This is a genomic window from Anoxybacillus sp. B2M1, assembly GCF_001634265.1.
GTDB lineage: Bacteria > Bacillota > Bacilli > Bacillales > Anoxybacillaceae > Anoxybacteroides > Anoxybacteroides rupiense.
This window is the reverse complement of record NZ_CP015435.1, coordinates 2,307,501-2,330,946: the sequence shown is the minus strand read 5'-3', so window position 1 is coordinate 2,330,946 and position 23,446 is coordinate 2,307,501. Positions and strand designations below refer to the sequence as shown.

At 38.7% G+C, this 23,446-nt stretch carries 24 protein-coding genes, 2 pseudogenes, 1 CRISPR repeat array and 2 riboswitches (1 of these 29 running past the window's edge); of the genes and pseudogenes, 22 read left to right on the top strand and 4 right to left on the bottom strand.

From position 1 onward, the window contains the following. The first annotated feature begins 1 nt into the window (after position 1). The 11 genes from GFC28_RS11195 to GFC28_RS11150 all read left to right on the top strand — a co-directional run bounded on the left by GFC28_RS11195 (position 2) and on the right by GFC28_RS11150 (position 6,386). Entirely contained in the window at positions 2-424 is a 423-nt protein-coding gene (locus tag GFC28_RS11195) for a DUF2634 domain-containing protein (protein ID WP_044743194.1), read from the top strand. Then, positions 417-1,439: a baseplate J/gp47 family protein gene (locus GFC28_RS11190; protein WP_044743193.1), complete on the top strand. Its 1,023-nt coding sequence runs from the start codon at positions 417-419 to the stop codon at positions 1,437-1,439. Before GFC28_RS11195 ends, GFC28_RS11190 begins: the two co-directional genes overlap by 8 nt. Next, positions 1,429-1,974: a YmfQ family protein gene (locus GFC28_RS11185; RefSeq protein ID WP_044743192.1), complete on the top strand. Its 546-nt coding sequence runs from the start codon at positions 1,429-1,431 to the stop codon at positions 1,972-1,974. The genes GFC28_RS11190 and GFC28_RS11185 overlap by 11 nt, the downstream gene beginning before the upstream one ends. Position 1,975: 1 nt before the next feature. Continuing rightward, positions 1,976-2,398 (top strand): hypothetical protein, encoded by a 423-nt coding sequence (locus GFC28_RS11180; protein ID WP_044743191.1) that lies wholly within the window; start codon positions 1,976-1,978, stop codon positions 2,396-2,398. Continuing rightward, entirely contained in the window at positions 2,399-2,704 is a 306-nt protein-coding gene (locus tag GFC28_RS11175) for a hypothetical protein (protein ID WP_044743190.1), read from the top strand. It abuts the gene before it with no gap. After that, positions 2,704-3,273 carry a hypothetical protein gene (locus tag GFC28_RS11170; protein WP_044743189.1) on the top strand — a complete coding sequence of 190 codons (570 nt, stop codon included), beginning with the start codon at positions 2,704-2,706 and terminating at the stop codon, positions 3,271-3,273. Before GFC28_RS11175 ends, GFC28_RS11170 begins: the two co-directional genes overlap by 1 nt. Next, complete coding sequence (locus GFC28_RS11165) at positions 3,273-3,488, top strand: hypothetical protein (protein ID WP_044743188.1); 216 nt, start codon at positions 3,273-3,275, stop codon at positions 3,486-3,488. The genes GFC28_RS11170 and GFC28_RS11165 overlap by 1 nt, the downstream gene beginning before the upstream one ends. 1 nt (position 3,489) lies before the next feature. Then, on the top strand, positions 3,490-3,627 hold the full coding sequence (locus GFC28_RS19515; protein WP_172798652.1) for a hypothetical protein: 138 nt from the start codon (positions 3,490-3,492) through the stop codon (positions 3,625-3,627). Positions 3,628-3,664: 37 nt separating this feature from the next. Next, complete coding sequence (locus tag GFC28_RS11160; RefSeq protein ID WP_044743187.1) at positions 3,665-4,081, top strand: phage holin family protein; 417 nt, start codon at positions 3,665-3,667, stop codon at positions 4,079-4,081. Next, complete coding sequence (locus GFC28_RS11155) at positions 4,081-4,818, top strand: N-acetylmuramoyl-L-alanine amidase (RefSeq protein ID WP_066329600.1); 738 nt, start codon at positions 4,081-4,083, stop codon at positions 4,816-4,818. Before GFC28_RS11160 ends, GFC28_RS11155 begins: the two co-directional genes overlap by 1 nt. Before the next feature lie 224 nt (positions 4,819-5,042). Next, a CRISPR array of direct repeats spans positions 5,043-5,405; the repeat unit is 30 nt; unit sequence GTTTTTATCTTAACTATGAGGAATTGAAAC. Between the two features lie 384 nt (positions 5,406-5,789). Beyond that, positions 5,790-6,386, top strand: coding sequence for a membrane lipoprotein lipid attachment site-containing protein (locus tag GFC28_RS11150; RefSeq protein WP_052661002.1), 597 nt, complete (start codon positions 5,790-5,792; stop codon positions 6,384-6,386). Between the two features lie 61 nt (positions 6,387-6,447). Here the strand turns inward: GFC28_RS11150 and GFC28_RS18895 are convergent. Together GFC28_RS18895 and GFC28_RS19325 are read right to left on the bottom strand one after the other, a co-directional pair. Then, positions 6,448-7,982 (bottom strand): IS3 family transposase gene (locus GFC28_RS18895; RefSeq protein ID WP_231883406.1). Its coding sequence is split into 2 segments (ribosomal slippage): positions 6,448-7,364 and positions 7,364-7,982, totalling 1,536 coding nucleotides; the frame shifts between segments, so codons are not numbered across the junction. A 66-nt stretch (positions 7,983-8,048) separates the two neighbouring features. Further along, positions 8,049-8,225, bottom strand: a complete 177-nt coding sequence (locus tag GFC28_RS19325; protein WP_156487533.1) for a transcriptional regulator — start codon at positions 8,223-8,225, stop codon at positions 8,049-8,051. A gap of 164 nt (positions 8,226-8,389) precedes the next feature. On the opposite strand from GFC28_RS19325, the gene GFC28_RS11135 reads away from it, so the two are divergent. The 4 genes and pseudogenes from GFC28_RS11135 to GFC28_RS20275 form a co-directional block, all read left to right on the top strand. Then, positions 8,390-9,427 carry a S8 family peptidase gene (locus GFC28_RS11135; RefSeq protein WP_231883407.1) on the top strand — a complete coding sequence of 346 codons (1,038 nt, stop codon included), beginning with the start codon at positions 8,390-8,392 and terminating at the stop codon, positions 9,425-9,427. Positions 9,428-9,442: 15 nt separating this feature from the next. Continuing rightward, on the top strand, positions 9,443-10,333 hold the full coding sequence (locus GFC28_RS11130) for an SAR2788 family putative toxin (RefSeq protein ID WP_044744996.1): 891 nt from the start codon (positions 9,443-9,445) through the stop codon (positions 10,331-10,333). Between the two features lie 18 nt (positions 10,334-10,351). After that, positions 10,352-10,900, top strand: a complete 549-nt coding sequence (locus tag GFC28_RS11125) for a hypothetical protein (RefSeq protein ID WP_044744997.1) — start codon at positions 10,352-10,354, stop codon at positions 10,898-10,900. Between the two features lie 251 nt (positions 10,901-11,151). Continuing rightward, positions 11,152-11,310: pseudogene (locus tag GFC28_RS20275) on the top strand (sporulation protein YhbH); the annotation flags it as partial. On the opposite strand, the pseudogene GFC28_RS20110 reads toward GFC28_RS20275, so the two are convergent. Beyond that, positions 11,300-11,551, bottom strand: a pseudogene (locus tag GFC28_RS20110) (recombinase family protein); the annotation flags it as partial. The pseudogenes GFC28_RS20275 and GFC28_RS20110 overlap by 11 nt on opposite strands. A gap of 190 nt (positions 11,552-11,741) precedes the next feature. Here GFC28_RS20110 and GFC28_RS11120 point away from each other — a divergent pair. Next, complete coding sequence (locus tag GFC28_RS11120; RefSeq protein WP_044744998.1) at positions 11,742-13,343, top strand: SIR2 family protein; 1,602 nt, start codon at positions 11,742-11,744, stop codon at positions 13,341-13,343. A gap of 152 nt (positions 13,344-13,495) precedes the next feature. On the opposite strand, the gene GFC28_RS18885 is transcribed toward GFC28_RS11120, so the two are convergent. Then, positions 13,496-13,663, bottom strand: a complete 168-nt coding sequence (locus GFC28_RS18885) for a helix-turn-helix transcriptional regulator (RefSeq protein WP_442854557.1) — start codon at positions 13,661-13,663, stop codon at positions 13,496-13,498. Between the two features lie 1,323 nt (positions 13,664-14,986). Here GFC28_RS18885 and GFC28_RS11115 point away from each other — a divergent pair. The 6 genes from GFC28_RS11115 to GFC28_RS11090 all read left to right on the top strand — a co-directional run. Continuing rightward, complete coding sequence (locus GFC28_RS11115) at positions 14,987-15,937, top strand: AAA family ATPase (RefSeq protein ID WP_044744999.1); 951 nt, start codon at positions 14,987-14,989, stop codon at positions 15,935-15,937. Between the two features lie 103 nt (positions 15,938-16,040). Next, positions 16,041-17,147 (top strand): DUF58 domain-containing protein, encoded by a 1,107-nt coding sequence (locus tag GFC28_RS11110; RefSeq protein ID WP_231883408.1) that lies wholly within the window; start codon positions 16,041-16,043, stop codon positions 17,145-17,147. A gap of 2 nt (positions 17,148-17,149) precedes the next feature. Continuing rightward, positions 17,150-19,303, top strand: coding sequence for a transglutaminase TgpA family protein (locus GFC28_RS11105; RefSeq protein WP_044745001.1), 2,154 nt, complete (start codon positions 17,150-17,152; stop codon positions 19,301-19,303). Positions 19,304-19,335: 32 nt separating this feature from the next. Further along, a riboswitch (purine riboswitch) is annotated at positions 19,336-19,437 on the top strand. A 96-nt stretch (positions 19,438-19,533) separates the two neighbouring features. Next, positions 19,534-21,054, top strand: a complete 1,521-nt coding sequence (gene guaA / locus GFC28_RS11100; RefSeq protein WP_044745007.1) for a glutamine-hydrolyzing GMP synthase — start codon at positions 19,534-19,536, stop codon at positions 21,052-21,054. Positions 21,055-21,140: 86 nt separating this feature from the next. Beyond that, a riboswitch (purine riboswitch) is annotated at positions 21,141-21,242 on the top strand. Positions 21,243-21,363: 121 nt separating this feature from the next. Next, the gene (locus GFC28_RS11095; RefSeq protein WP_044745002.1) at positions 21,364-22,689 is read left to right on the top strand and encodes an NCS2 family permease; all 1,326 of its coding nucleotides are present in this window, start codon (positions 21,364-21,366) and stop codon (positions 22,687-22,689) included. Positions 22,690-22,982: 293 nt separating this feature from the next. Beyond that, a protein-coding gene (locus GFC28_RS11090) for a GNAT family N-acetyltransferase (protein WP_044745003.1) crosses the window boundary here: on the top strand, positions 22,983-23,446 show its 5' portion. It continues 82 nt past the right edge of the window; 464 of the gene's 546 nt are visible here — the first part of the coding sequence; it begins with the start codon at positions 22,983-22,985; its stop codon lies beyond the right edge, outside the window.

Here is a 23,446-nt window from a genome sequence, read left to right as displayed (position 1 = left end):
TATGGCTTTATCACCTGAACTAAATTTTGAGGAAATTGCCGCGGAAGATTTGCGACCTGTCCTAAAAACTTTTCGATTTGATTTTGAAAAAAATATTCTCACCAGTGAGGTTATTGATGGTATTGAAGCGGCAAAACAAATAATTATGTTCGTCCTTCGTATTCCTCGGTATGCCTACCCAATACTGTCCAGTGATTTTGGTAACGAGAATGAAAAATTGATTGCGGATAACGAAACAACAGTTGAATACAAAAAAATGGAGCTTCCCCGTTTAATGGAGGAGGCTCTTATTCATTTGGATTTCGTGGAGAGCGTGGAAGAGTTTGAGATTGAACACAAAGATGATGCTTTTTATGTGAATTTTGTGGTTTACACAACTGAAGGGCCTATTGAAATAGAGGAGGTGTTTGGAGAAGGTGTTTGAAGATCGGACGTTTGAAACCATCTTGGAAGAAATGTTGGATGACATACCTGACGACTTTGACAAACAAGAAAGATCTCCTATTTATATAGCTTTGGCTCCGGCAGCGAAAAAACTAGCAGATGCATATGTGCAGCTGGATCGAGTGCTTAATCTGGTTTTTGCATCAACAAGTGAAGGTGAGTATCTTGAAAGGCGAACAAGTGAAATTGGTGTATTTAAAAAACGGGCTATAAAGGCAATTAGAGAAGGAATTTTTAACATACCTGTAGATGTGGGATCCCGTTTCTTTGTAGATGGTGTTTATTATGTCGTTACTGAAGCAGGAACGAACGCCAAACTGCAATGTGAAGAAGCAGGAACCATTGGAAATAAACCTCCTGAGGGATCGGTATTGTTACCACTAGATAATATTGATGGACTCGAAACGGCTATTTTAGGAAAAATCATAGCTCCAGGAGAAGAAGAGGAAGAAGATCAATATCTATATGCGCGCTATCAAGAAAAAGCCTCTAAGCCTGCAACTGGTGGGAATATTTACCACTACTTGCAATGGGCTAAGGAAGTACCTGGTATCAGGGCAGCGAAAGTTTTTCCGCGATGGCAAGGTAAAGGTACTGTACGTGTAGTTGTTGTAGGCTCTGATGGAAGGGCACCTTCGCAAGAAAAGGTAACAGAGGTATTCAACCGTATTTCGAATGAAATGCCAATAGATGTTGATCTTACTGTTGATACAGCAGTTGAAGTCCCGATAAATATTACAGCTGATCTTATACTGCAACCAGGTGTAGATATAGAAACTATTGAATTCGGATATAAAACTGCTATTGAGAAACTATTTTCCGATTCAGCTCTTACAACTAACACTGTTAGATACTCCCAGCTATCTTCAATGATTTTGGAACAAGACGGAGTAATAGACTATCAAAATTTTCTAATCAACGATAAGACGTCAAATCTAATACTTGGTGATGATGAGATTGCGGTAGTCGGGACGGTGATTTTTAATGTCATCTAAAGATGAAATTATTGAATTGTTACCGGACTTGTTTAGAAACTCTCCAGAATATCAAGCCATAGCCCATGCAGAGGGAAAACAATTTGATAAACTGGAGGCGGCTATCGATGATGTTTTAAATCAAGCGTTTATAGACTTAGCAACTTGGGGTCTAGCACTGTGGGAGAAGGATTACGGAATTCCTACTAATCCGAGCAAATCAATAGAAGAAAGGCGTTCAAATTTAAAAGCTAAAAAACGTGGGATTGGCACGGTAAAAGAAAATGTCATAAAAAACACTGCTGAGGCCTATTACGGCGGGGAAGTTGAAGTCATCCAAAAACCAAAGGATTTAGAATTAATCGTGAAATTTATATCTTCTTATGGTGTTCCCAGCAATCTAGATGATGTCAGAAAGGCATTAGAAGAAATTATTCCTTGCCATCTCGAACTCTTATTTGAGTTTACTTATCTCTTAATCAAAGATATTCACAATGTGAAAACGATAGCTGAAATGGAGCAAATTCCACTAAACAAATTTGCAGGAGGTGCATAATGTGCCTGAAATTACTCCAAATCTAGGGTTATATTTAAAAAATCCGGTTACCGATGGAAATGATACTTTTAACATCGAAACCATGCTAAATCAGAATTGGAGGAAAATCGATGAAAAGGTTGCGTTAAAAACGGAGGTAGAAACATCAGAAAGTGTTCAGCAGAAAATCGACGAAGCTATTGCAGGTCTTATCAATGGTGCTCCAGAAGCACTGGATACATTAAGAGAATTAGCACAAGCAATGGGAGATGACCCTAATTTTGCTACAACTGTACTTAATAGACTGACAACTGCAGAACAAAACTTTGCTGCACACGCGTCCGATACGACGAAACATATATCCGCGGCAGAAAGAGCGGCTTGGAACGCAGCGCAAGCAAAATCTGATGATCTTGAAATCTTATACTGGATGGGAGGGATTTAATTGGCAGCAATAGCGAAACGTTTATATAAAGGAACGGCTGAAACATCTCCAACAACGGCTTATACTGTTCCTGCGAATACAATGACAATAGTAAAAAACATTGTATTAACAAACAAAAGCGCAAGCGCGGCAACGGCAACGGTTGTAATTGCTGGAATAGAGGTTGTGAATAACTATTCCATTGATGCAAATGATACGGTTGTAATTGATTTATCTCTTGTTATGAATGCAACGGAAACAATTACAGTACAGTCAGGAACAACAAGTGCAATCAATGTATATATTTCCGGCGTGGAGGTGGCGTGATGGGAATATCTAAATTGAAAAATGAATCAAATGGAAGTGTGTTTAATTATTCGTTGTATCCTAAAAAGTTTACTATTTATTCGCCAGCACAATATATCAATTCAACACTTACAGAAGTGGTACGCTTAGAAGGTGAGGGTTTTGTAGAATTTCTTATTGCTGGTTTCTCTGGATATTCGTCTGGAGGAACGAATACTTGTGGAATTAAGGTCACATTAGACGGTAATGTTATTATTGATACAAGTTATTCGGGAACAAACACAGGTATTAGATATAATGGTTTTTATGACAGAAACAAAGTTAAACCTTATAATTCTGATTTTTATATAGGGTATGGATACAGGCTTATTAGTAGTACCGAAACTAACGAAACACCGATATTTAGCGCACTACAACAAGGTGTGAGGATGGTTTCTATTTTACCCGAAGATCCATTCCCTATAAATACTATTGATAAAATTAAAGTCTTAGATGTACCTTTAATTTTTAAGACAAGTGTAATTATTGAAATGAGAAAATCAGGATACTTTTCCTATGGGTCAGCATTAATTAGTGGGGGGATTAAGTGATGTCAATTATTAATCAATATATTGAAGGAGATTATATAGTGGTTGAATATGAAAGTGGGGCAAAAGTAAGATATTTAGCGTCACAAAATTTAGAAGAAACGATTGAAATCCCACCAAATCCATTATTGCAATTACAACAAGAAAATGCAGAATTAAAGGAGCGAATTGAAATCATGCAACAAGCACTAGACGACTTGATTTTGGGAGGTGTGTAACATGGCTGCTTATCTCGCTCAACGAATCTTAGATGGTGCGTATACTTACGAATTTGTGATCCAGCGTCGGCCTGATCTGAAAGAAGGGATTGACGCTTATTTACGAGAAAAGGGTCGAGAAAATTTAATTACAGAGTAGGACAACGCTATTTTTTATGTCTAAGAAAGGAGAAAAAATGAAAAATACGGATACTCTATGGACAGCCATTATGGGAGGAACATCTATAACATTAGCATATCTTTTAGGCGGCTTTGATAACCTTGTGGCCGCCTTTGCTATTTTCATGGCGTGTGATTACGTCACGGGTGTCATGGTGGGATTCAAAGAAAAACAAGTAAATTCCTACCGCGCATTTCGTGGATTAGCTAAGAAAGTAGGCATGATTACGTTTGTGATCGTCGCTAATCAGCTTGATATCATCACTGGAAATTCGAATGGATTCTTGCGCGATGCGATGCTGATGTTTTTGGTTGCTACAGAGGGCATCTCTATTATTGAGAATTTGGGGAAATTAGGATTACGTGTTCCGATTTTTCTTGTGAAAGCACTAGAACAATTAAGTGATAAAGGTGAAAAAGGAGCGGATCAATAATGGTGAAAATCGTACTTGATGCAGGGCATGGTGGAACGGATAGCGGAGCTGTAGGGAACGGTCTACAGGAAAAAAATCTGACGTTAAATATTGTCAAAAAGATCGGGGGGTTGCTCGCTGAATACGAAGGGGTCAGCATCATCTACACGCGGACGGATGACCGTTTCGTGGAGTTGTCGGAGCGTGCGGCCATCGCGAACAGGGCGGATGCCGATTTTTTCTTATCCGTTCACATCAATGCCGGCAGTGGAACAGGATTTGAGTCCTACATTTACAATGGCAATGTGAGCCCGTCGACCATTGCGTATCAGAACACGATCCACAGCGAGATCATGAAAGCGATCGCCGGCGTGCAGGATCGCGGTAAAAAGCGAGCGAACTACGCGGTACTGCGCGAAACGAAGATGCCGGCATTGCTCACAGAAAACCTGTTCATTGATAATGCGAACGATGCGGCCAAATTGAAATCAGAACCATTCCTTTTACAAGTGGCACATGGCCATGTCGAAGGGATTGCGAAAGCATTTGGCTTGAAAAGGAAAGCAACACAGCAAAAACAGGAGGAGCCAAAGATGCCAGCACCTGAAAAAACAGCGTATGACAAAGCGGTCGATGCAGCGTTTGAATTTTTGAAGCAACACGGAGTGGTGACACAGGATCGACGAGAGGAACCCGTGACACGAGCACAAGTTTTTTTGATGTTGCATCGATTAGCACAAAATATGTTACAGAAATAGAAATAGCGCCTCTTGCCGTTTAGCAGGGTTTTTTGTTGAATCCATTGAAAAAGATTTGTCGTCGACCTCCAATAGCGCACAAACCCCGGGGGATCGACGACAATTTTCTATTTGCCAAAATTCCTATAGTGATAAGAGAAATAAAATATTGATAGAATCTTTAGATAAGTTTATAATAATGTTGTATTGATTTTCCAAATGTTGATTTAACAATATTTTTTAGAGTTTTTATCTTAACTATGAGGAATTGAAACATCTCATCGCCATACTGAATGCCAAGTCCAGTAGCAGTTTTTATCTTAACTATGAGGAATTGAAACCCAACTGTCAGGCGTCGGTTGGTATTCTCGATGACCGTTTTTATCTTAACTATGAGGAATTGAAACGTGTTCGAACTTGCTAATCAAATGAGTACTGATGATTGTTTTTATCTTAACTATGAGGAATTGAAACTCATGGAGATTATCTATGTGGACGGTACCGTTTTTGCCGGTTTTTATCTTAACTATGAGGAATTGAAACTCGATGGGTTGAACTCTATGATCGGCCCACTCCAAGTTTTTATCTTAACTATGAGGAATTGAAACTTCAGTTTGTGAAATACGGTACGCCGATTGAGGACCTGTTGGTTTACCTGCGGGTCTTTCTGCAAAAACCAAAGGTGTTCATGTGGCGGCTATCAGATTTAAAGACGGGAAGAAAAGCCTTTTGGAAATCAACGAAAAAATTTATGCAGCGCTAATGAAAAAAAATGTTTTGATTTAAGAACCTACCCATTTTGAGTAGGTTCTTTTTTTCTGTATAACGGGACGTATCGCGTTGAAGAGAAAATGAAGCCAAGCGATTATCGTTTGATTACATCCCCCGCCTGAAGGCAGGGGATTTTTTATTTTTACGACATTGTTCGACAATATTTTTGGTCTTTATGTGATATTTTGTAAGAAAAAAGGTACAAAAGAGGGGGATAAACAATGAAAAAAATACTAATGATTCCTTTGGCGGCATTTTTGTTGTCTGCCTGCAATGATGTGGATACGATTAAGCAAAGTGAGGATGAAAAAGCTAAAGCAAAGGTAGAAGAAAGTGCAAAGAATGAAGATACGGATAAGGGTGCAAAAGAGAAAAAGGAGGATATTTGGACCTATTACGAAAATGCAACTTGGTCTGATGATTTCAAAGGGTTGAAAACAACCATACAAAAAGTTGTGGTAAGTGATAAAGCTCCTGGACTTGATGAAGAAGGAAATGAAATAACAACATCGGCTGTTGGTGTTAAATTTCAAATAGAGAATACTACTGAAGGAAAATTTACTACTTATCCAGACCAAGCTGTTTTAGTCACAAGTACAGGTGAACAAATTGAAACGCCAGACATGTTTGTTTCTGATCATCTAGGTGGAGAAATTGATAAAGGTGTTATAAAAGAAGGAGATGTTATTTGGTATCTAAAGCGCGGAAACGCAGAAAAAATTCAATGGATTAAATTAAAATGGTCTGCACATGTTGGACGAGAAGATGAGTTTGACGGAGAAATGAAAGAATATGAAGTTGAATTGAAATTGAAGTAATTAGGCCTACTCGCTTTGAACTGCCCCCTGTCAAGTAGACAGTGGAAATAATAAAAATGATCTAAGCGGCTTTAGCTCTATATTCCATAGGGCTAAGGCCATTTAATCGTTTTTGATATCTATCATGATTATAAAAGCAAATGTAATCATCTATTGCTTTAGAAAGCTCTTCAAATGTCTCATACTTATTTAAATAATACTTCTCACATTTGAGTGTTCCCCAAAAAGATTCCATTGGTCCATTATCAATACATCTACCTACTCGCGACATACTTTGTGTCATTTTCGCTTTATCTATCCTGCGTTTAAACCCATGAGAGGTATATTGAAAGCCACGATCACTATGAATAAGGGGATGGTCTCCAGCCAAAAGCCCTGCTGCTTGGTCAAGCGTCTTAAACACAAGTTGATTATTATTAGAATGGCCTAAGACATAACTAACAATTGATCCATCATATAGATCAAGAATAGCGCTTAAATAAGCTTTCTTTGAGGGGCCATATTTGAATTCCGTGACATCTGTTCCCCATTTTTCATTCGGCTTTTCCGCTGTGAATTCACGATTCAATATATTCTCCGCCACATGTTGAGGAGTAGAACGCTTATAAGGGGTTTTCTTTCTTCGAATGACAGATTGTATTCTTGCGACTTTCATTAATCTATAGATTCGCTTATGATTGAAATTTTGGCCGAACTTGCGATTCATGTTCAATGTCATTCGACGGTATCCGTATATACCATCAACTTCCTCATGAAGTGCTTTCATTTCTTTTATGATCTCTTCATTCTGAAGTTCTCGAGCAGAAGGCGTACGATTCAACCACTTATAATATGCAGCCCTAGATATTCCAGCGATTTCACAAAGTAGAATAACCTCTACCTCTTCCTTCTCATGAAGTTCTTGGATAGCGGTATACATATCTTCATATCGGATTTGACTTATTTTCGCCTCCTTTCGATTTCCTCTAACTTTTTTAAAAATAGATTCTCTGCACGTAACCGTTCATTTTCTCTTTCTAACTTTTTAATCTGGAGTTGGATAATGTCTTCTGGAGTTAATTCTGCTTCTTCTTTCTTCCTTCCGCGCTTATCTTTTAGTGCTTCATCTCCACCTGCTTCATACTTCCTCACCCATTGGTATACTTGTTGATAAGAGACCTCATAGGTCTCAGCTGTTCCTTGATCATCTTTTCCGTTTTCTAAGCAATCAAGGACAATTTGAATCCGTTCATCCCAAGTCGTTTTTCTTCCTTTCGACCTATCCTTTAAATCTCTATGACTATTATAAATGCTAATCCATCTTCGGAGTACGGACCTGCTTGATATTTCATACTTTCTAACGATCTCATATTGAGAAAGTTCACCTGACAAATAATCGATTACAGCTGCTTCCTTTAACTCCTTAGAATAAGGTTTCCATGATGTAGATCTTTTTAATCCTTCCGATCCATACCTTTCAAATCCCACAATCCATTCTCTTAATGAATTTTGAGATATTTGATATTTAGAACAGAGCTCTTTAATGGAGTAGTCCCTCTTCTCATAAGCTTTAATAACTTCATATTTAAACTCTTCAGAATAATGTTTGCCAGACACAGAAAAACTCCCCCTAAGAGAAAACAGATTTTTATTTTTTAATCTGTCTACCTTAGGGGGAGCATATCAATCACTTTGAGTAGGCTCTTTTTTTATCCATATTTCATTGATTGGCAGCCCCAATTCCTCACAGATGGCATATCTAACCCCTATTTTCTCCGCAAACCAGCCGTGTTTTATTCCGCTTTCAGCTAAGATTACTTTTAGTTTACATATATATCCTGTTTCGGTTTTTATATTCATGATATTCACCTCATTGATTTGAGACTTTAAAATTAAACAACTTTATTGTAATTTAACGACAATATTATAAAAAATAGGACAAAATTCGACATTTTTCATATATATGCAAAATTTATTTGATTAATTATAATTAAGTAGTCCGATCTTACTATCATTAAGAGGGGGTGATTATCTTTAAAAAAGTAACTTTATTTTTACTTGTGTTAACTTTAGTAATTTCGTTTTATATTTCAAAGGATTTTTTGGGGGTTAATAATCCCAAAACATATGTCAGTAGTAGTACTAACAGTGGCGAGGAGAAATCAAGTAACCTAAAGTTAGTGAATAATTCGGAGAGAAAAGTAAATGATTTGCAGTTATTGATTAGCAAAAAAAAACAAGTAGTTCCATGGGGGGTAAATAGTTTAGGTATAGACAAATTACAAGCTAAGAAAGTATCTATCCCAAAAATCAAGGTTGCTATTTTAGACAGTGGTATTAACAAAGAGCATGAAGACCTTAAAGGAAAAGTAGTAAAGGAATTTAATGCAATAAACCCAAGACAACCCGTGTCTGATAACTATGGTCACGGAACCGCTGTTGCTGGTATCATAGCTGCTAATGATAATGAGGTCGGCATTCGAGGTGTTTCTCCAAATGTAGAAATATATTCGGTAAAAGTTCTGGATGACAAGGGGCATGGCAATGTTAGAAACTTAGTAAGAGGTATTCAATGGTGTATTGATAATAAGGTACAGATAATAAATATTAGTTTTGGTATGTCGTCAGATCATCCACAACTTCGAAAAGCAATTGAGGCTGCTACTAGCTCAGGAATAATAGTTATAGCTGCTGCAGGAAACAATTATGGCGGCAAGGCAGATTACCCTGCTAGTTATAAAGATGTTATTTCTGTAACGGCAGTAAATAGTAATTATAAAGTGGCTGGTTTTTCAGCTCGTGGAAAGATTGATTTTTCTGCTCCAGGTGTAGATATTTTAACTACATCAAAAAATGGTGGTTATGCTATGTATAGCGGAACCTCTTTAGCGGCAGCTTATGTGACGGGAATTATTTCGATTATTTTAGAGAAACATGAACAATTCGGAATCTCTATGAGGGATAAAAAACTATCATCAAAGATGATAAGTATCTTAAAAAAATACTCTATAGATATAGGAAACAAAACATATTACGGGAATGGATTCATAAAATTATCATAAAAGGGTGGGATATTAATGTTTAAATTTAAACAAGCTATATCCATTCTATTGACTTTAGTTCTTCTTGTTGGAATAGTACCGACGAATAGTAGCACATTAGCCGAAGAGATAACGGATGATCAAACCCAAACTGATGCAATAAATGAAGAAAATATTAAAATTGTTGAAAATAACGAAAAAACATTAGAGATTCAGACTGAGGTTTCAATTGATAATACAACAAATGCGACTACTGACGATACAACAAATGCAACTACTGACGACACAACAAATGCGACTACTGACGAAACAACAAATGCTACTGTTTCTCTGTCCTTGGATAAGGGGACGAATGAATTTACAGTAACATCTATAGAAACAGACTCCCAAGGAAACCAAGTAGAGAAAGAATACAAAGTAGACGTAGAGAACGCTACAGAAGACGGAATAGTTGCAACTTTTACAGATATGGGTACAGGTGAAAAGTACGAATTAAATACAAACGAATTACATGCATCGTTTGCATTTCTAATTCCAATAGGCGTTATTATAGGAGAAGCACTTTTAGAACACTTAATCGCCATAGGACTTGCAGCAGTTATTGCAGGAGTGACTTATACAGTAGCTTCTAGCGTCTCTGAGACACTAAGAAAAAAACAGTACGATCACTATCCAGCATATATAGATAAAAAGAAAGACAGAGTAATGATTGGGAACAAACCGCTGACATTAGATGAAGCTGCATCGAGATTGAAAGGCGCACCTCCATATAATGATGTATGGTCTACAGATTCAGTTAAGGCATTTAAGGTTGCTGCAAAAGCTGGGAATGGCAAACCACCTATACATGATTCTGCACATGGTGGAGAGGGATACCTTCCACATTGGCATATATATAATAGAAGTGGAGGGCACTCATTCTATTAATAGGGAGGTTAAAACCACTTGAAAAATAACTTACTTAAAAAATACCAACAATTAAATATGCCTCATAAGTTTTTAGTAACTGAGGTAGACAATATATTAAAAAAGAAATATAAAGCGGTTGAAGTTCCTGTCAATGAGTTTATAGAGTTTAAAAAAGATCCTTTTGTTGATTATTCAACATTTGTGAAAAGTTACTTTATTCAAAATGAGGAGATTTTGAATAGTTTGTATAGTGAGAAAGAGAAAGCGGACATTGATAGAATGAGAGAGTGTATTCAAGAGATGAGGGCGGCTGGTGAACTTCTTATTCCGCAACCGAGTGATGAAGATTATGATTTGCAGGTTAGATATACTAATTTTGCAGAGGGAAGACTAATAGCAGTTATTTTAGAAAGTATAGATAGACAATATGTCAGTGGTTTTCAAATGCAAGGTGCAATGTGTGAGAAATTATATCATGAACTAAAGGTATTTAAAGGAATTGATCCAGCAGATTGTGTAGAAGGGAACCCTATTTTGGATGAGTATTTGGAAGCTTTGGTGAAAGCAGGTTATTTACAGGAATAAAAAATGGTAAGAAACTTCGCTCATCTAGAAAAATTACGAAGAGCAGGTTATATTACATGGGAACTCGGTAAACCAAGAACACTAAGAATCTTAAAATTACAAGGCATCAATTAATATGATGCCTTTTTTAAATGTTCCTAAAGCTCAATCTGTATTACAGTAGAGGATACATCTCCCACAGTGCATAATATTTATTAGATATTATAAATTAAACTTTAATACGCAGAAGTGTACAGTGTTTATAGTTGTATCAGTACAATCGTACACCCTCTACACTTATGAGGGCGTATCAAAATATTAAAGACGAACGCTTTAACTACTACATTTTAAAACAAAAATCAGATGTGTTCCAAGCTTTGAAACACTTCTTTTCGTCACAAAAAAAGGAGGCCATGGCCTCTAGATTTTAGGGTATAACTGTATCAAAAATTGATCTTTCTTCGTCCATTCGGGTTTTCTTAAGTATGTCGCTTTCTCAAGTACTGATTTGAGAAGGCGATTTTTCTTTTCTACGTCATCCGTCTGGCGGTATGCTTCTAACACTTTTTTCACTGTTGGAATGTATTCGTTGATGTTTTTTTCTTTGAGTTGTTCTTTTTCGATTTCTTGCTGCAGCTGAGCTATTTCTTCCTGTGTTTTTTTGATGCGCTCCGCCCCTTCTTTCGGCGGCTAAGCCTCCTCGGTGGGGCTTGTGCGTCTTTCACCGATAGGCCGGCGCTTTGCGCCTTTCTTAGAAAGATTTTATTGAGCGTTTATCTTCGATTTATTACAAATCAATGGTAAGAAAATTTCCTCTTTGGTAAGATTGTATTAGTACAGGAAACAGGCAGGGGGAACAAAAATGGCTGCGTTGGACAAGCTAATTAAAAATAATGAGTTTCCAATCGTATTTATTGGTTCAGGCTTATCGATAAGGTACTTAAAAAATTTTCCTAACTGGAGAGGTTTGCTTGAATATTTATGGAATTTAACGGGAGAACAATCAGATTTTTATGCTTTTCTTAATAGAACAAGGAACGATATTGAAAAAGAAAAACCGAATCTAAAACAATCCGAGTTGGATTATTTAACAAATATTAGAGTTGGGACAATGTTAGAACAAAAAATTAATAAGTTATTTTATGATGAGAAAATAAAAATAGATAATTTCACCCAAAAAGAGGCATTTGAGAAGAACATCACTCCTTTTAAAAAGGTTTTATCGAATAGGTTTTTAAACTATGAATTTAAAGATGAGATGTTAGATGAATTCGAGTATTTCAAGAAAATGTTAATAAAAACACAGATTATACTAACAACAAATTACGATACTCTAATTGAAGATGCATATAATTCGATTAGTGATTATGGCATTAAAACTTATATTGGGCAAAAAGGGTTTTTTGAGCAAACGATGGGTTATGCAGAATTATACAAGTTGCATGGCTGTGTTACTGATCCTAAATCGTTGATTATTTGTGAGAATGATTACAGAAGGTTTGAAAAAAATTCTGTATTAATTAGTGCAAAAATTATTTCACAGCTGTTACATTCCCCTATAGTGTTTCTAGGATATTCACTTACAGATCAGAATATCAGAAATATAATAAGGGATTTTTCTTCATCTTTGAGTGAAAAAGAGTTGCTGAAGCTCGAGTCAAAAATCATTGTTATTGAAAGGGAAGAGGGATTAAACGAAATTAGAGAGGAGACGGTAAATGATAGAGATTTGAACTGTCGCTTTACTTATATAAGGACTGATAATTTTGGGGAAATTTATAAAAAAATGGCGGAAATAAATCAAGGAGTAGCACCATCGGAGGTTAGAAAATACCAACATATAATCAAAAACTTAATCATTGAAAGGGGAAAAGAGGGTACTTTGAAATCTCTGCTTGTTGCACCGAGCCAACTGGATGAGCTAGAAAAAAATATCGGTAACAAAAAACTTGTTGTTGCGCTCGGAGACAGTACCTATATATTTGCAATCCCTGATGTAATAACATATGTTTACGATTATATATTTGAAAAGGACGAATTAAACACTGATATTGTATTAAGATTTTTAGCCAACCAGCCTTCAAAATCAAGATTACCGTTTTTGCGGCACGTAAACATCGAAACGATTTCAAACAGTAACCTTCATCCTGGTGAAAAGGAAAAATTAAGGCAGAGACTTGAGAATCATGGTGATTTCTTGAAAGAGAAACAGAGGATAACAAACAGATGGTATCAAATCAAGTTTGATGATTTAGAGAGCATATTAAAAGAAGATTATCCTTTAGAAAGACAATACGGTATAATTGCGTATAATATTGATAATTTGAATTTGAATGATGTGGAGCTCTATGTAAAAAAAGCTGTTGAAAAGTTAAAGGAAAACGGAGAAATTCGCATTAGTACGGAATTAAGAAGGCTTATATTATTGTATGATTTAAAGAAAAATAAAAGAGACAACGCCTAACCACCAAATGTGATTGCCATTGCCTCTTTTTTATTGCAGTAACATTATATGCTCATTATATAAATATTATTAGCTGTAGTCAATATTTTTTTCTCGATGGAGTTTAACTGTATGTTACTGCGTTGTAAATAACTCTTCTTATCTGGGAAGGGTTATTTTTCTTTATCTTCCTCAAATTCACACAGTTCCTCTAAAGACGCACCGATTATGCGCGAAAGTACATAAGCTTCCTCCAAGTTTGGTTGCGTAACATTTTTACACCATTTATGGAAAGTTTGTTCCGATACCTCCATTTTCTCGGCCACGCGTTTTTGAATCAATCCTTTAGCCAGTATTTTATTCTGTTGCGAAAAACACCTTTAATGGTTTCTCCCTCCCGAAAGTTAATATGACATTATTTCTTCAACATTACTTCAATTCCTCTAATACATTAATTTAATAAAAATTAAATTAAAATTTAATTTTTAGGTATATCCCCGTTTAACTGTTCATAACATTTTACCTGACTCATGTTATGATAAAAAGGCGGAGTAATCTCCTGTCCTCTGTTTTTCAAATTCTGGATTGTGATAGCAATATTTTTGATGCCATAATGGTGCCCATTAAAATATGATTCCATATTGTTCGGTGAATTTTTGGCGGAAAAGACCAACATATAAATAGGAAAAAACAAGGACAAATCACTTGATGTTGTGCGAAATTATTAGCTAATGAATGGGCGGCATGATGTAATCATTGCCTAAATATCTTGGAACACTGGGGTTTCCCAGTGTTCCTTTTCTTTTTTGCCCACGAAATCGTCATCAATTGTCTAGAAGGCTTCTCGTAAGTTTTGCAGACCGAATCCCATTCTATTAAGCTTACATGGAAGAGCAGAACGTTTGGCATCATCAAGAGTCAGGCTGAAGCATTTTAACTTCCCTTCGAAAGAAGGCCCCCACTTCTAAGCGAAGCGTAGGTGGTGGGAGTATGTCCCCTCTAGTCATTAGTTATCTGACAAAGGAATCAAAAAAGCGATCATCTTTATGATGGTTGTGTTTCATCCATAAACTTCGACGGTCTTCATTTGGCTCAAAAGCGGTTCGTTTTTTCTCTTTATTACAACCTTTCTTTTGTTGACGGCAAGAGCGGTCCAACAGCCGTCCGTTTCCTTATGATAGAAAATAAAATGAACAGGTAGGACAACTTATGTTGCTGAGCGATTTCCGGCATCTTGTAATGAAGGGCTATGATCCTTTTGAATGTTGAATAATCAATGATTCGTGTTATGATTTTAGTAAAGACGAAATTTTCAGAAGAGATCAATCAAAACAAGGAGTTGAGATTTATTAGGTGAATAATAGTAGTGATAGACCTGATTTTTTATAAAAAGATGATCCGAGTAGCCGAGCATGTGAAAACAATAAAATCTATATAAAATAAATCATGTAGCTTAAAAACGGACCCAATCATTCTAGAAGGTAAGGTGACGGATGTTTTCACTAGTCAGAGAAGCTTGTGGCTAACCTCTTTTAGAGGCTCATCCTTCCAAAAATAAAATAACCGATTTCTTTTATTAAGAAAGAGATGGTCCTAGCATTCTAATCACCAAATGGTGCTGTCATGAATCATGATTAAGAACATTTCATTAGAGGAGAATGAACATGCCAAAAAACGAAGAATTACATCCGGTCATTGGTACAATGGTTGAAAATATCGAAAAGGTGATCGTGGGAAAAAGAGAGGTTGCTACATTAAGCATTGTTGCGCTGTTAGCGCGTGGACATGTGTTGCTGGAGGATGTTCCGGGTGTTGGAAAGACGATGCTTGTTCGCGCATTGGCAAAATCCGTGAGCGCCCAATTTAAGCGGATTCAGTTTACGCCGGACTTGCTTCCAAGCGATGTGACCGGCGTATCGATTTATAATCCAAAAGAAGGCCAATTTGAATATAAACCAGGTCCCGTTATGGGGAATATTATTTTGGCTGATGAAATTAATCGAACGTCTCCTAGAACGCAATCGGCCTTGCTAGAGGCGATGGAGGAGGGAAGCCTAACGGTGGATGGTGTAACAAGGCCATTGCCGCGTCCTTTTTTTGTTATGGCGACGCAAAACCCCATTGAATATGAAGGAACCTACCCTCTTCCTGAAGCGCAGCTCGATCGTTTTTTGCTGAAGCTAAACATGGGATATCCCTCCATACAAGAAGAGATGGATATTTTGAACAAAACCGAAAAGGTGGTTCCTATTGATCAACTGCAACCAGTGATCACCATCAAAGATTTGCTTTTATTGCAGGAAAAAGTACAGGAAGTGTATGTAGATGAACGTGTGAAACGCTATATTGTTGAAATCGTCCAACGAAGCCGTTCCCATGAGTCGATCTATTTAGGAGTCAGTCCGCGCGGATCGGTGGCATTAATGAAAGCTGTACAAGCATACGCATTCGTGCATGGACGTGATTTTGCCCTTCCAGATGATGTGCAATCTTTAGCTCCTTATGTCCTTGCGCATCGGATCATTTTGAAAGCTCATGCGAAATTTGATGGAATTTCTGCAGGGCATATCATTAGTGAAATTATTTCCAGAACGCCAGTACCGGTGCAAAGGTAGGGACAGCCTGATGAAAAAACACAGGAAAAATTTGTGGCAATTCATAAGAGTGCTTGGATTGTTGGCAATTCTTTTTTCATATGCGATGTTTCAGGGAGGCTTCGTGAGCTGGTTTTTATTCTACAGTTTCCTACCTTTTGGACTGTACGCTTTCGTTTTAATATTTTATCCCCTCCATTCGATAAAAGTAAAACGAACCTTTAATCAGAAGGTGTATTATTACGCAGGTGAAAAATTGCGGGTCACTGTGCAAATCGATTTACCGCGTTTTTTTCCGCTCATTTATATACTAGCCGAAGAAAAGCTGCCGCCGTCCTTAGCAAAAATGACGCCTTTTCGTACAGTGTTAATGCCTTTAGGACGGCGTATGTGCACATATGTATATGAAATGGATGAATTGCCGCGTGGAGAGCATATTTTCTCATCCATTCATTTCAAAATCACTGATTTACTGGGAGTGGTGGCAAAAGAAGCGATCGTTTCCACTGAAGATAGCATCCTTGTCTATCCGCGCTATGTCGAAATGAACGCTCGGAAAATGGGACAACAGCTAGATGACGGGTCTGTTGTATCGCCGCTTCCGCTCCATCGCGATACGGCAATGGCGATCGGCGCTCGCGAGTATACACAAGGAGACCGCTTTTCATGGATTCATTGGAAAGCATCGGCACGAAAAAACGAATTGATGACAAAAGATTTTGAAGAAAGGCAGAGCGAGGATCTTATGGTCTTTTTGGATCGCACTCCTACAGCCTTATTTGAAGAGGTTGTCACATTTACCGCTTCCTTTGTTCGAATGACGGTAAAAGCAGGAGTGAAAACCGGTCTCGTATCGGTAGGAAGGGATCGCATCGTGATTCAAGCGCAAAATGGAGAGACGCATTTACAGCGGTTATTTTATCACTTAGCGAAAGTGGCCTGTGATAGTCAGGAATCATTTGCACGCATCATGTATCGTGAGACTATGCAGTGGCCGTTATCGTTTTCCTTTTGCTGCATCACGTCGCAGCTGTATAAAGAAATTGCTTCCATCATGGCTGATTTAGCTTCGAAAAATCGCCGCGGTACGGTGGTTTTAATCAAAAAAGCAGAAGGCCAACTATCGAAAGAGGAGCGAGAATGGATCGAGATGCTTAGAAAAAAAGGGGTCACCGTAAAGGTAACGATGCCCCAGCACTTTGCTAATGCTTTCGTTGAGGGTGGGAAGTAAACGTGGAACAAAGCCGGATCAAAACATTTGCATACTATTTGTTCGCTTTTTGGCTGCTATGGGAATGGCTTGCGCCGCTAACTGTTGTATCGGATACAAAAAATATCCAAGTGTTTATCGTATTTGTTGCTTTTTACTTTCTTTTAGAGCTGTTGCGAGTGCCGCTCTGGCTGTCGGTATGTCTAAAAATCGGTTATCTTTTCTATGCGCTGAACGATTTGTTTTTTCATGCTCCATTTTTGTCCTTCCAATGGCTTTTCATGTTTGGAGAAGAAGCCGTTTATCATCTTTCATTAATCCGTCATTTTCAATGGGAAGACATGACCGATCGATTTCGTACTTTCCTATTTTTTCTGATGCTGTGGATGATGTGCTATCTTGTACAATATTGGCTTGTCAAACAGAAACGGATCTGGCTGTTTTTAGTGATGACTTTTATCTATGTCGCGGTGCTGGACACGTTTACTCCTTTTTCGGGGACTGGGGCGATTGTCCGGCTGGTAGGAGCAGGTTTTTTTCTATTAAGCTGGCTCCATTATGAGCGTTTGCCAGCAGCAAAGCAGCCTGCAAAGTGGTTGGTCATGGGGGTTGTCGCAGTAGGCGCTGCACTGCTTTGCGGGTACGCGGGCCCTAAGCTGGCTCCTCAGTGGCCTGATCCTGTTGCATTTATTAAAAGCTATGCAGCGGAGGACCGCGAACAAGATCCGAACCAGTTTGCTGTTAAAAAGATCGGTTATGGAAACAATGATTCGCGATTAGGCGGTCCGTTCATTGCTGATAATACCGTCGTTTTTACAGCGGAGGATGAAGAAACTCATTATTGGAGAGTGGAAACAAAGGATATTTATACGGGAAAAGGGTGGGATATTAGTGACAGTGTTCAAGTGAAGACGTTTGAACAAGAGAATAACGTTCATCAATGGTTTGAAAATAGCGTTGAGAAAAAGCAGTTGGCAGCGCATGTGCGGATGGTTCAGCCGGCTTCTTATTTGGTTTATCCAGAGGGATTAAAAACCATTCATGTTTCAAAAGATATCGTCTTTCGCATGGAAGCGGCCAATGAAAAAATTTATCCGACAGATCGTGAGTCTTATCTTGTTCCTTTGCAGGAATATGAATTGACTTATGAATATCCGACCTTTTCGATTGAAAAATTGAAAGCCTCCCCTCCAGTAACAGATGAACAGATCTTAAAAAGGTATACACAACTTCCGGATCATTTGCCGAAAAGAGTTCAAGAGCTGGCTCAGCAAATTACAAAACAAGCAGCAACAACTTATGAAAAGGTAAAAGCCATTGAGCAATATTTTCATTTGAACGGTTTTGCTTATGAAACAAAGGATGTAGCTGTGCCAAGCAGAAATCAGGATTATGTCGATCAATTTTTATTTGAGACGAAAAAAGGGTATTGTGATAATTTTTCAACGGCCATGATTGTCTTGCTTCGTTCGATCGATATTCCCGCACGCTGGGTAAAGGGCTATACATCGGGGCAATGGGTCGATGAAACAGACGACGGCAAAGATCTATATCGAGTGACGAACAATAATGCCCATTCATGGGTGGAGGTATATTTTTCCGGAATTGGCTGGGTTCCATTTGAACCAACTCAAGGGTTTAATAATCCATACGAGTTTACGGAAGCTGAATCAGCTGTCGAATCAACTCCAGTTCCTGAACAGCAGCAAACACAAACGGCGCCGAATCGTACAAGGCTGGAGGAACAACTGCAGCAGGATCGTCTTTCATCATCGCCGCAGCAGAACCAAGAACGCTTGCTTTCGATCGTCAATTGGAAGAGCGTTTTATCTCTAACGGTTTCGTTGATGGTTCTTACTATTCTGTTATATGGAACAAGAAGAAAATGGTGGCCGTATATCACATTGCTCCAGTTTAAATATCGGCATGGTGGAGATACATTTGTGAAAGCTTATAACGCATTGCTCCGCCATCTGAAAAGCTGCGGTTTAAAACGGAAGGAAGGGCAGACGTTGCGCCAATACGCAGCTTACATTGATAATTGGTTTGGGACGAATGAAATGAGCCAGCTAACACAGCTATATGAACGGGTGATTTATAAAAATGAAATAGTCGATCAGCAATGGGAAGAAGTGAAAGAATTATGGGAAAATTTAATTAAAAGAATAGCATCTTGACCGTAAAGGGAAAGAGTTGATAGAATGAATTAAAATTTAAGACGAAATCCCTTCGTATATCCTCGATAATACGGTTCGAGAGTCTCTACCGGGACACCGTAAATGACCCGACTACGAAGGCAGATGATGCTCTGTGCTAGAATTCTGCCTTCGTTTTTTTATGGAAGAAGGTATGGATTCTAGTTTTTTATTACTCGATTGAGGTGATCATTGTGCAACAAAACCATGAAATGATCGTGGTGCTTGATTTCGGAAGCCAGTATAATCAATTGATTACTCGGCGCATTCGCGAGTTCGGTGTATATAGTGAGCTTCATCCGCACACGATTACTGCCGAAGAAATTCAAGCTTTGAACGCGAAAGGAATTGTGTTTTCGGGCGGACCGAATAGCGTATATGATGAAAACGCGTTTACATGCGATTCGAAAATTTTTGAACTAGGTGTGCCGATTTTAGGAATTTGTTATGGCATGCAGTTAATGACTCACCATTTAGGCGGGAAAGTGGAAAAAGCGACACATCGGGAATATGGAAAAGCAACAATCGAGGTGCAGCACGCTTCAAAATTGTTTGAAACACTCCCTTCCGAGCAAGTCGTTTGGATGAGCCATGGAGATTTAGTAACTGAAACTCCGGCTGGATTTACGGTCGATGCGACAAGCGTCTCATGTCCGATTGCGGCGATGAGCGATGAATCAAGACAGTTTTATGCGGTGCAGTTTCATCCAGAGGTGCGCCATTCCGTCTATGGGAACGATTTATTAAAGCGCTTTGTTTTTGATGTTTGCCAATGCCGCGGGGATTGGACGATGGAAAGCTTTATTGACAATGAAGTTCGCAAAATCCGCGAGCTTGTCGGCGATAAAAAGGTGCTTTGTGCCTTAAGCGGGGGCGTTGATTCTTCTGTTGCGGCCGTGCTGGTGCATCGCGCGATTGGCGATCAATTGACATGTATTTTTGTTGATCATGGTTTGCTACGCAAAGGAGAAGCGGAAAGCGTGATGAAAACGTTCCGTGAAGGGTTTCACATGAACGTGATCAAGGTCGATGCGAAAGAGCGCTTTTTAAGCAAGTTGCACGGCGTGTCTGATCCAGAGCAAAAACGCAAAATCATTGGCAACGAATTTATTTATGTGTTTGACGATGAGGCGGCCAAGCTGGAAGGAATCGAATTTTTAGTACAGGGAACGCTGTATACGGATATTATTGAAAGCGGAACAGCGACAGCACAAACCATTAAATCGCACCATAATGTGGGCGGTTTACCGGAAGATATGAAATTCAAGCTTATTGAACCTCTTAATACTCTTTTTAAAGATGAGGTGCGTGCTCTTGGAACGGAACTAGGCATTCCTCATGAGATTGTTTGGCGTCAGCCGTTTCCGGGGCCAGGATTAGGCATCCGCGTGCTCGGCGAAGTAACGGAAGAAAAGCTGGAGATCGTGCGTGAATCAGATGCCATTTTGCGCGAAGAAATTAAAAAAGCTGGATTGGATCGTGAAATTTGGCAATACTTCACCGTTCTTCCTGACATTCGAAGCGTTGGTGTGATGGGAGATGCCCGTACGTATGATTATACAGTGGGGATTCGTGCGGTAACGTCGATTGACGGAATGACAGCAGATTGGGCACGGATTCCATGGGATGTACTTGAAATCATCTCTACACGTATTGTAAATGAAGTACCGCATGTGAATCGTGTGGTTTATGATATTACAAGCAAACCGCCTGCGACGATTGAGTGGGAATAAAAACGAACAAAAACGAACATTTTTTATAAAATGTTCGTTTTTTTATTGACCACCTTGATTTCGATTGATACAATAGAAATGCAAAAACGAATATTGTCAAAATGCGTCGTATAATCTCGGGGATATGGCCTGAGAGTCTCTACCAAGCTACCGTAAATAGCTTGACTACGGGGTATAATGAAGGAGAAAGTAGGTCTTCTTTATATGCTGTGTTAGAAGATGGTTCTTTCTTTATGTTCGTTATCCTTATAGTCAACGCTTCTGGTAGCATACCGGAAGCGTTTATTATTTTTTAAGGGGGATCGAGAAGTGAGAAAGTATTTCCGATTTGATGAACTCGGCACAAATTACCGCACGGAAATTATAGCGGGGATCACAACGTTCTTATCAATGGCTTATATTTTATTCGTCAACCCTTTTACACTTTCGTTAGGTGCGGTAGAAGACTTTCCAAATGAATTACGAATTGACCAAGGGGCCGTGTTTGTGGCAACAGCGCTAGCGGCTGCATACGGTTCGATCATGATGGGGATTTTTGCGCGATACCCAATCGCTTTAGCGCCAGGGATGGGATTGAATGCGTTTTTTGCATTTACCGTTGTTCTTCATATGCAAATCCCTTGGCAAACAGCATTAGCTGGGGTATTTGTATCTGGAATTATTTTTACGATTCTTTCTCTGACTGGTATTCGAGAAAAAATTATTGATGCTATTCCGATCGAATTAAAATACGCGGTCGGTGCCGGAATTGGTTTGTTTATTACATTTATCGGTTTGCAAAATGCCGGAATTATTGTTGATAACTCGGCGACGCTGGTAGGATTGAGCGATTTAAAAAAAGGTGATACATTATTAGCGATTTTTGGCTTATTTATTACAGTGATTTTAATGGTGAGAAAAGTAAATGGCGGTGTTTTTTATGGCATGGTCATTACAGCGATTGTCGGTATGATCTTTGGTTTAATCAAAGTGCCGCATCAAATTGTTGGTGCGATTCCTGACATTTCACCGACGTTTGGCATGGCCATCAAGCATTTGCCAGATATTTTCTCGTGGAAAATGATAGGCGTTGTTTTAACCTTCTTTATCGTTGACTTTTTTGATGCAACAGGCACGCTCTTGGCTGTTGCGAATCAAGCAGGATTATTAAAAAATAACAAATTGCCTCGTGCAGGGAAAGCCTTGCTTGTGGATGCAACAGCTGTGTGGGTTGGTTCTATTTTCGGGACATCGACGACGACTTCTTATATCGAATCTTCCGCTGGTGTAGCAGCAGGAGGGCGTTCAGGATTTTCCGCAGTGGTGACAGGCATTCTATTCTTGCTTGCTCTCTTCTTCTCGCCGCTGTTGAGTGTTGTTACTTCAGCTGTTACTGCGCCAGCGCTGATTATTGTTGGTGTTTTGATGGCATCATCGATTGGCGAGATTGATTGGAAAAAATTCGAGATCGCGGTTCCAGCCTTCTTTACGTTGATTACAATGCCGCTTTCTTACAGCATTGCCACAGGAATTGCAGTTGGCTTTCTTTTCTATCCAATTACTATGATTTTGAAAGGCCGAGGAAAAGAAGTTCATCCGATTCTTTATGTATTGTTCTTTGTTTTTCTTGCTTACTTTGTGTTTTTAAGAGAGTAGAACAGATTGAAATGATCGAGACCAATTCGTTTAACTGCGAATTGGTCTTTTTGTTATGAACCTCCCCACCTACACTCCATTTAGAGGTGGGCGACTTCTTGGTGAATGTGTTAAATCCAAATACGATAATGCCATGCTTCTATCTACAAAAAAGATTTTTGGTCCAATTTTTGGATAAATATGTTAAAATGATTTTTAATAACATATTTATCACGAAGTCTTTCGTCTCTAAGTGGAGTAAAGGTGGAAGAGGTCCGCTTATCGTAAAAACACAAGGAAAAGGGGGAATACATATGTTTATTTGTTCTATTGATCGGGATGTTTATTTGAAGTTGTTAACACGTGAAGACGCAGAGCGTTTGTTTGCTTTAGTTGACTCATGCAGACCGCATTTGCGGCGGTGGTTGCCTTGGGTTGATGCCGTGAAAGCAGTAGAAGATTCCAGAGCGTTTATTGAAGGGACTTTGAAAAAATTCGCAGCGGGCAATGGATTTGAAGCGGGAATTTGGTATAAAGGGGTACTTGCAGGGGTCATCGGTCTCCATTATATCGACCGCAACAATAGAAAGACGAGCATCGGCTATTGGTTGGGCGAACCGTTTCAGGGGCTTGGATTGATGACCAAATCATGCAAGGCTTGCATCGACTACGTTTTTCAAGAGTTGAAATTAAATCGAGTTGAAATTCGCTGTGCGGTAGAAAATCAAAAAAGCCGAGCCATTCCAGAGCGTTTAGGTTTTGTTAATGAAGGAACCAT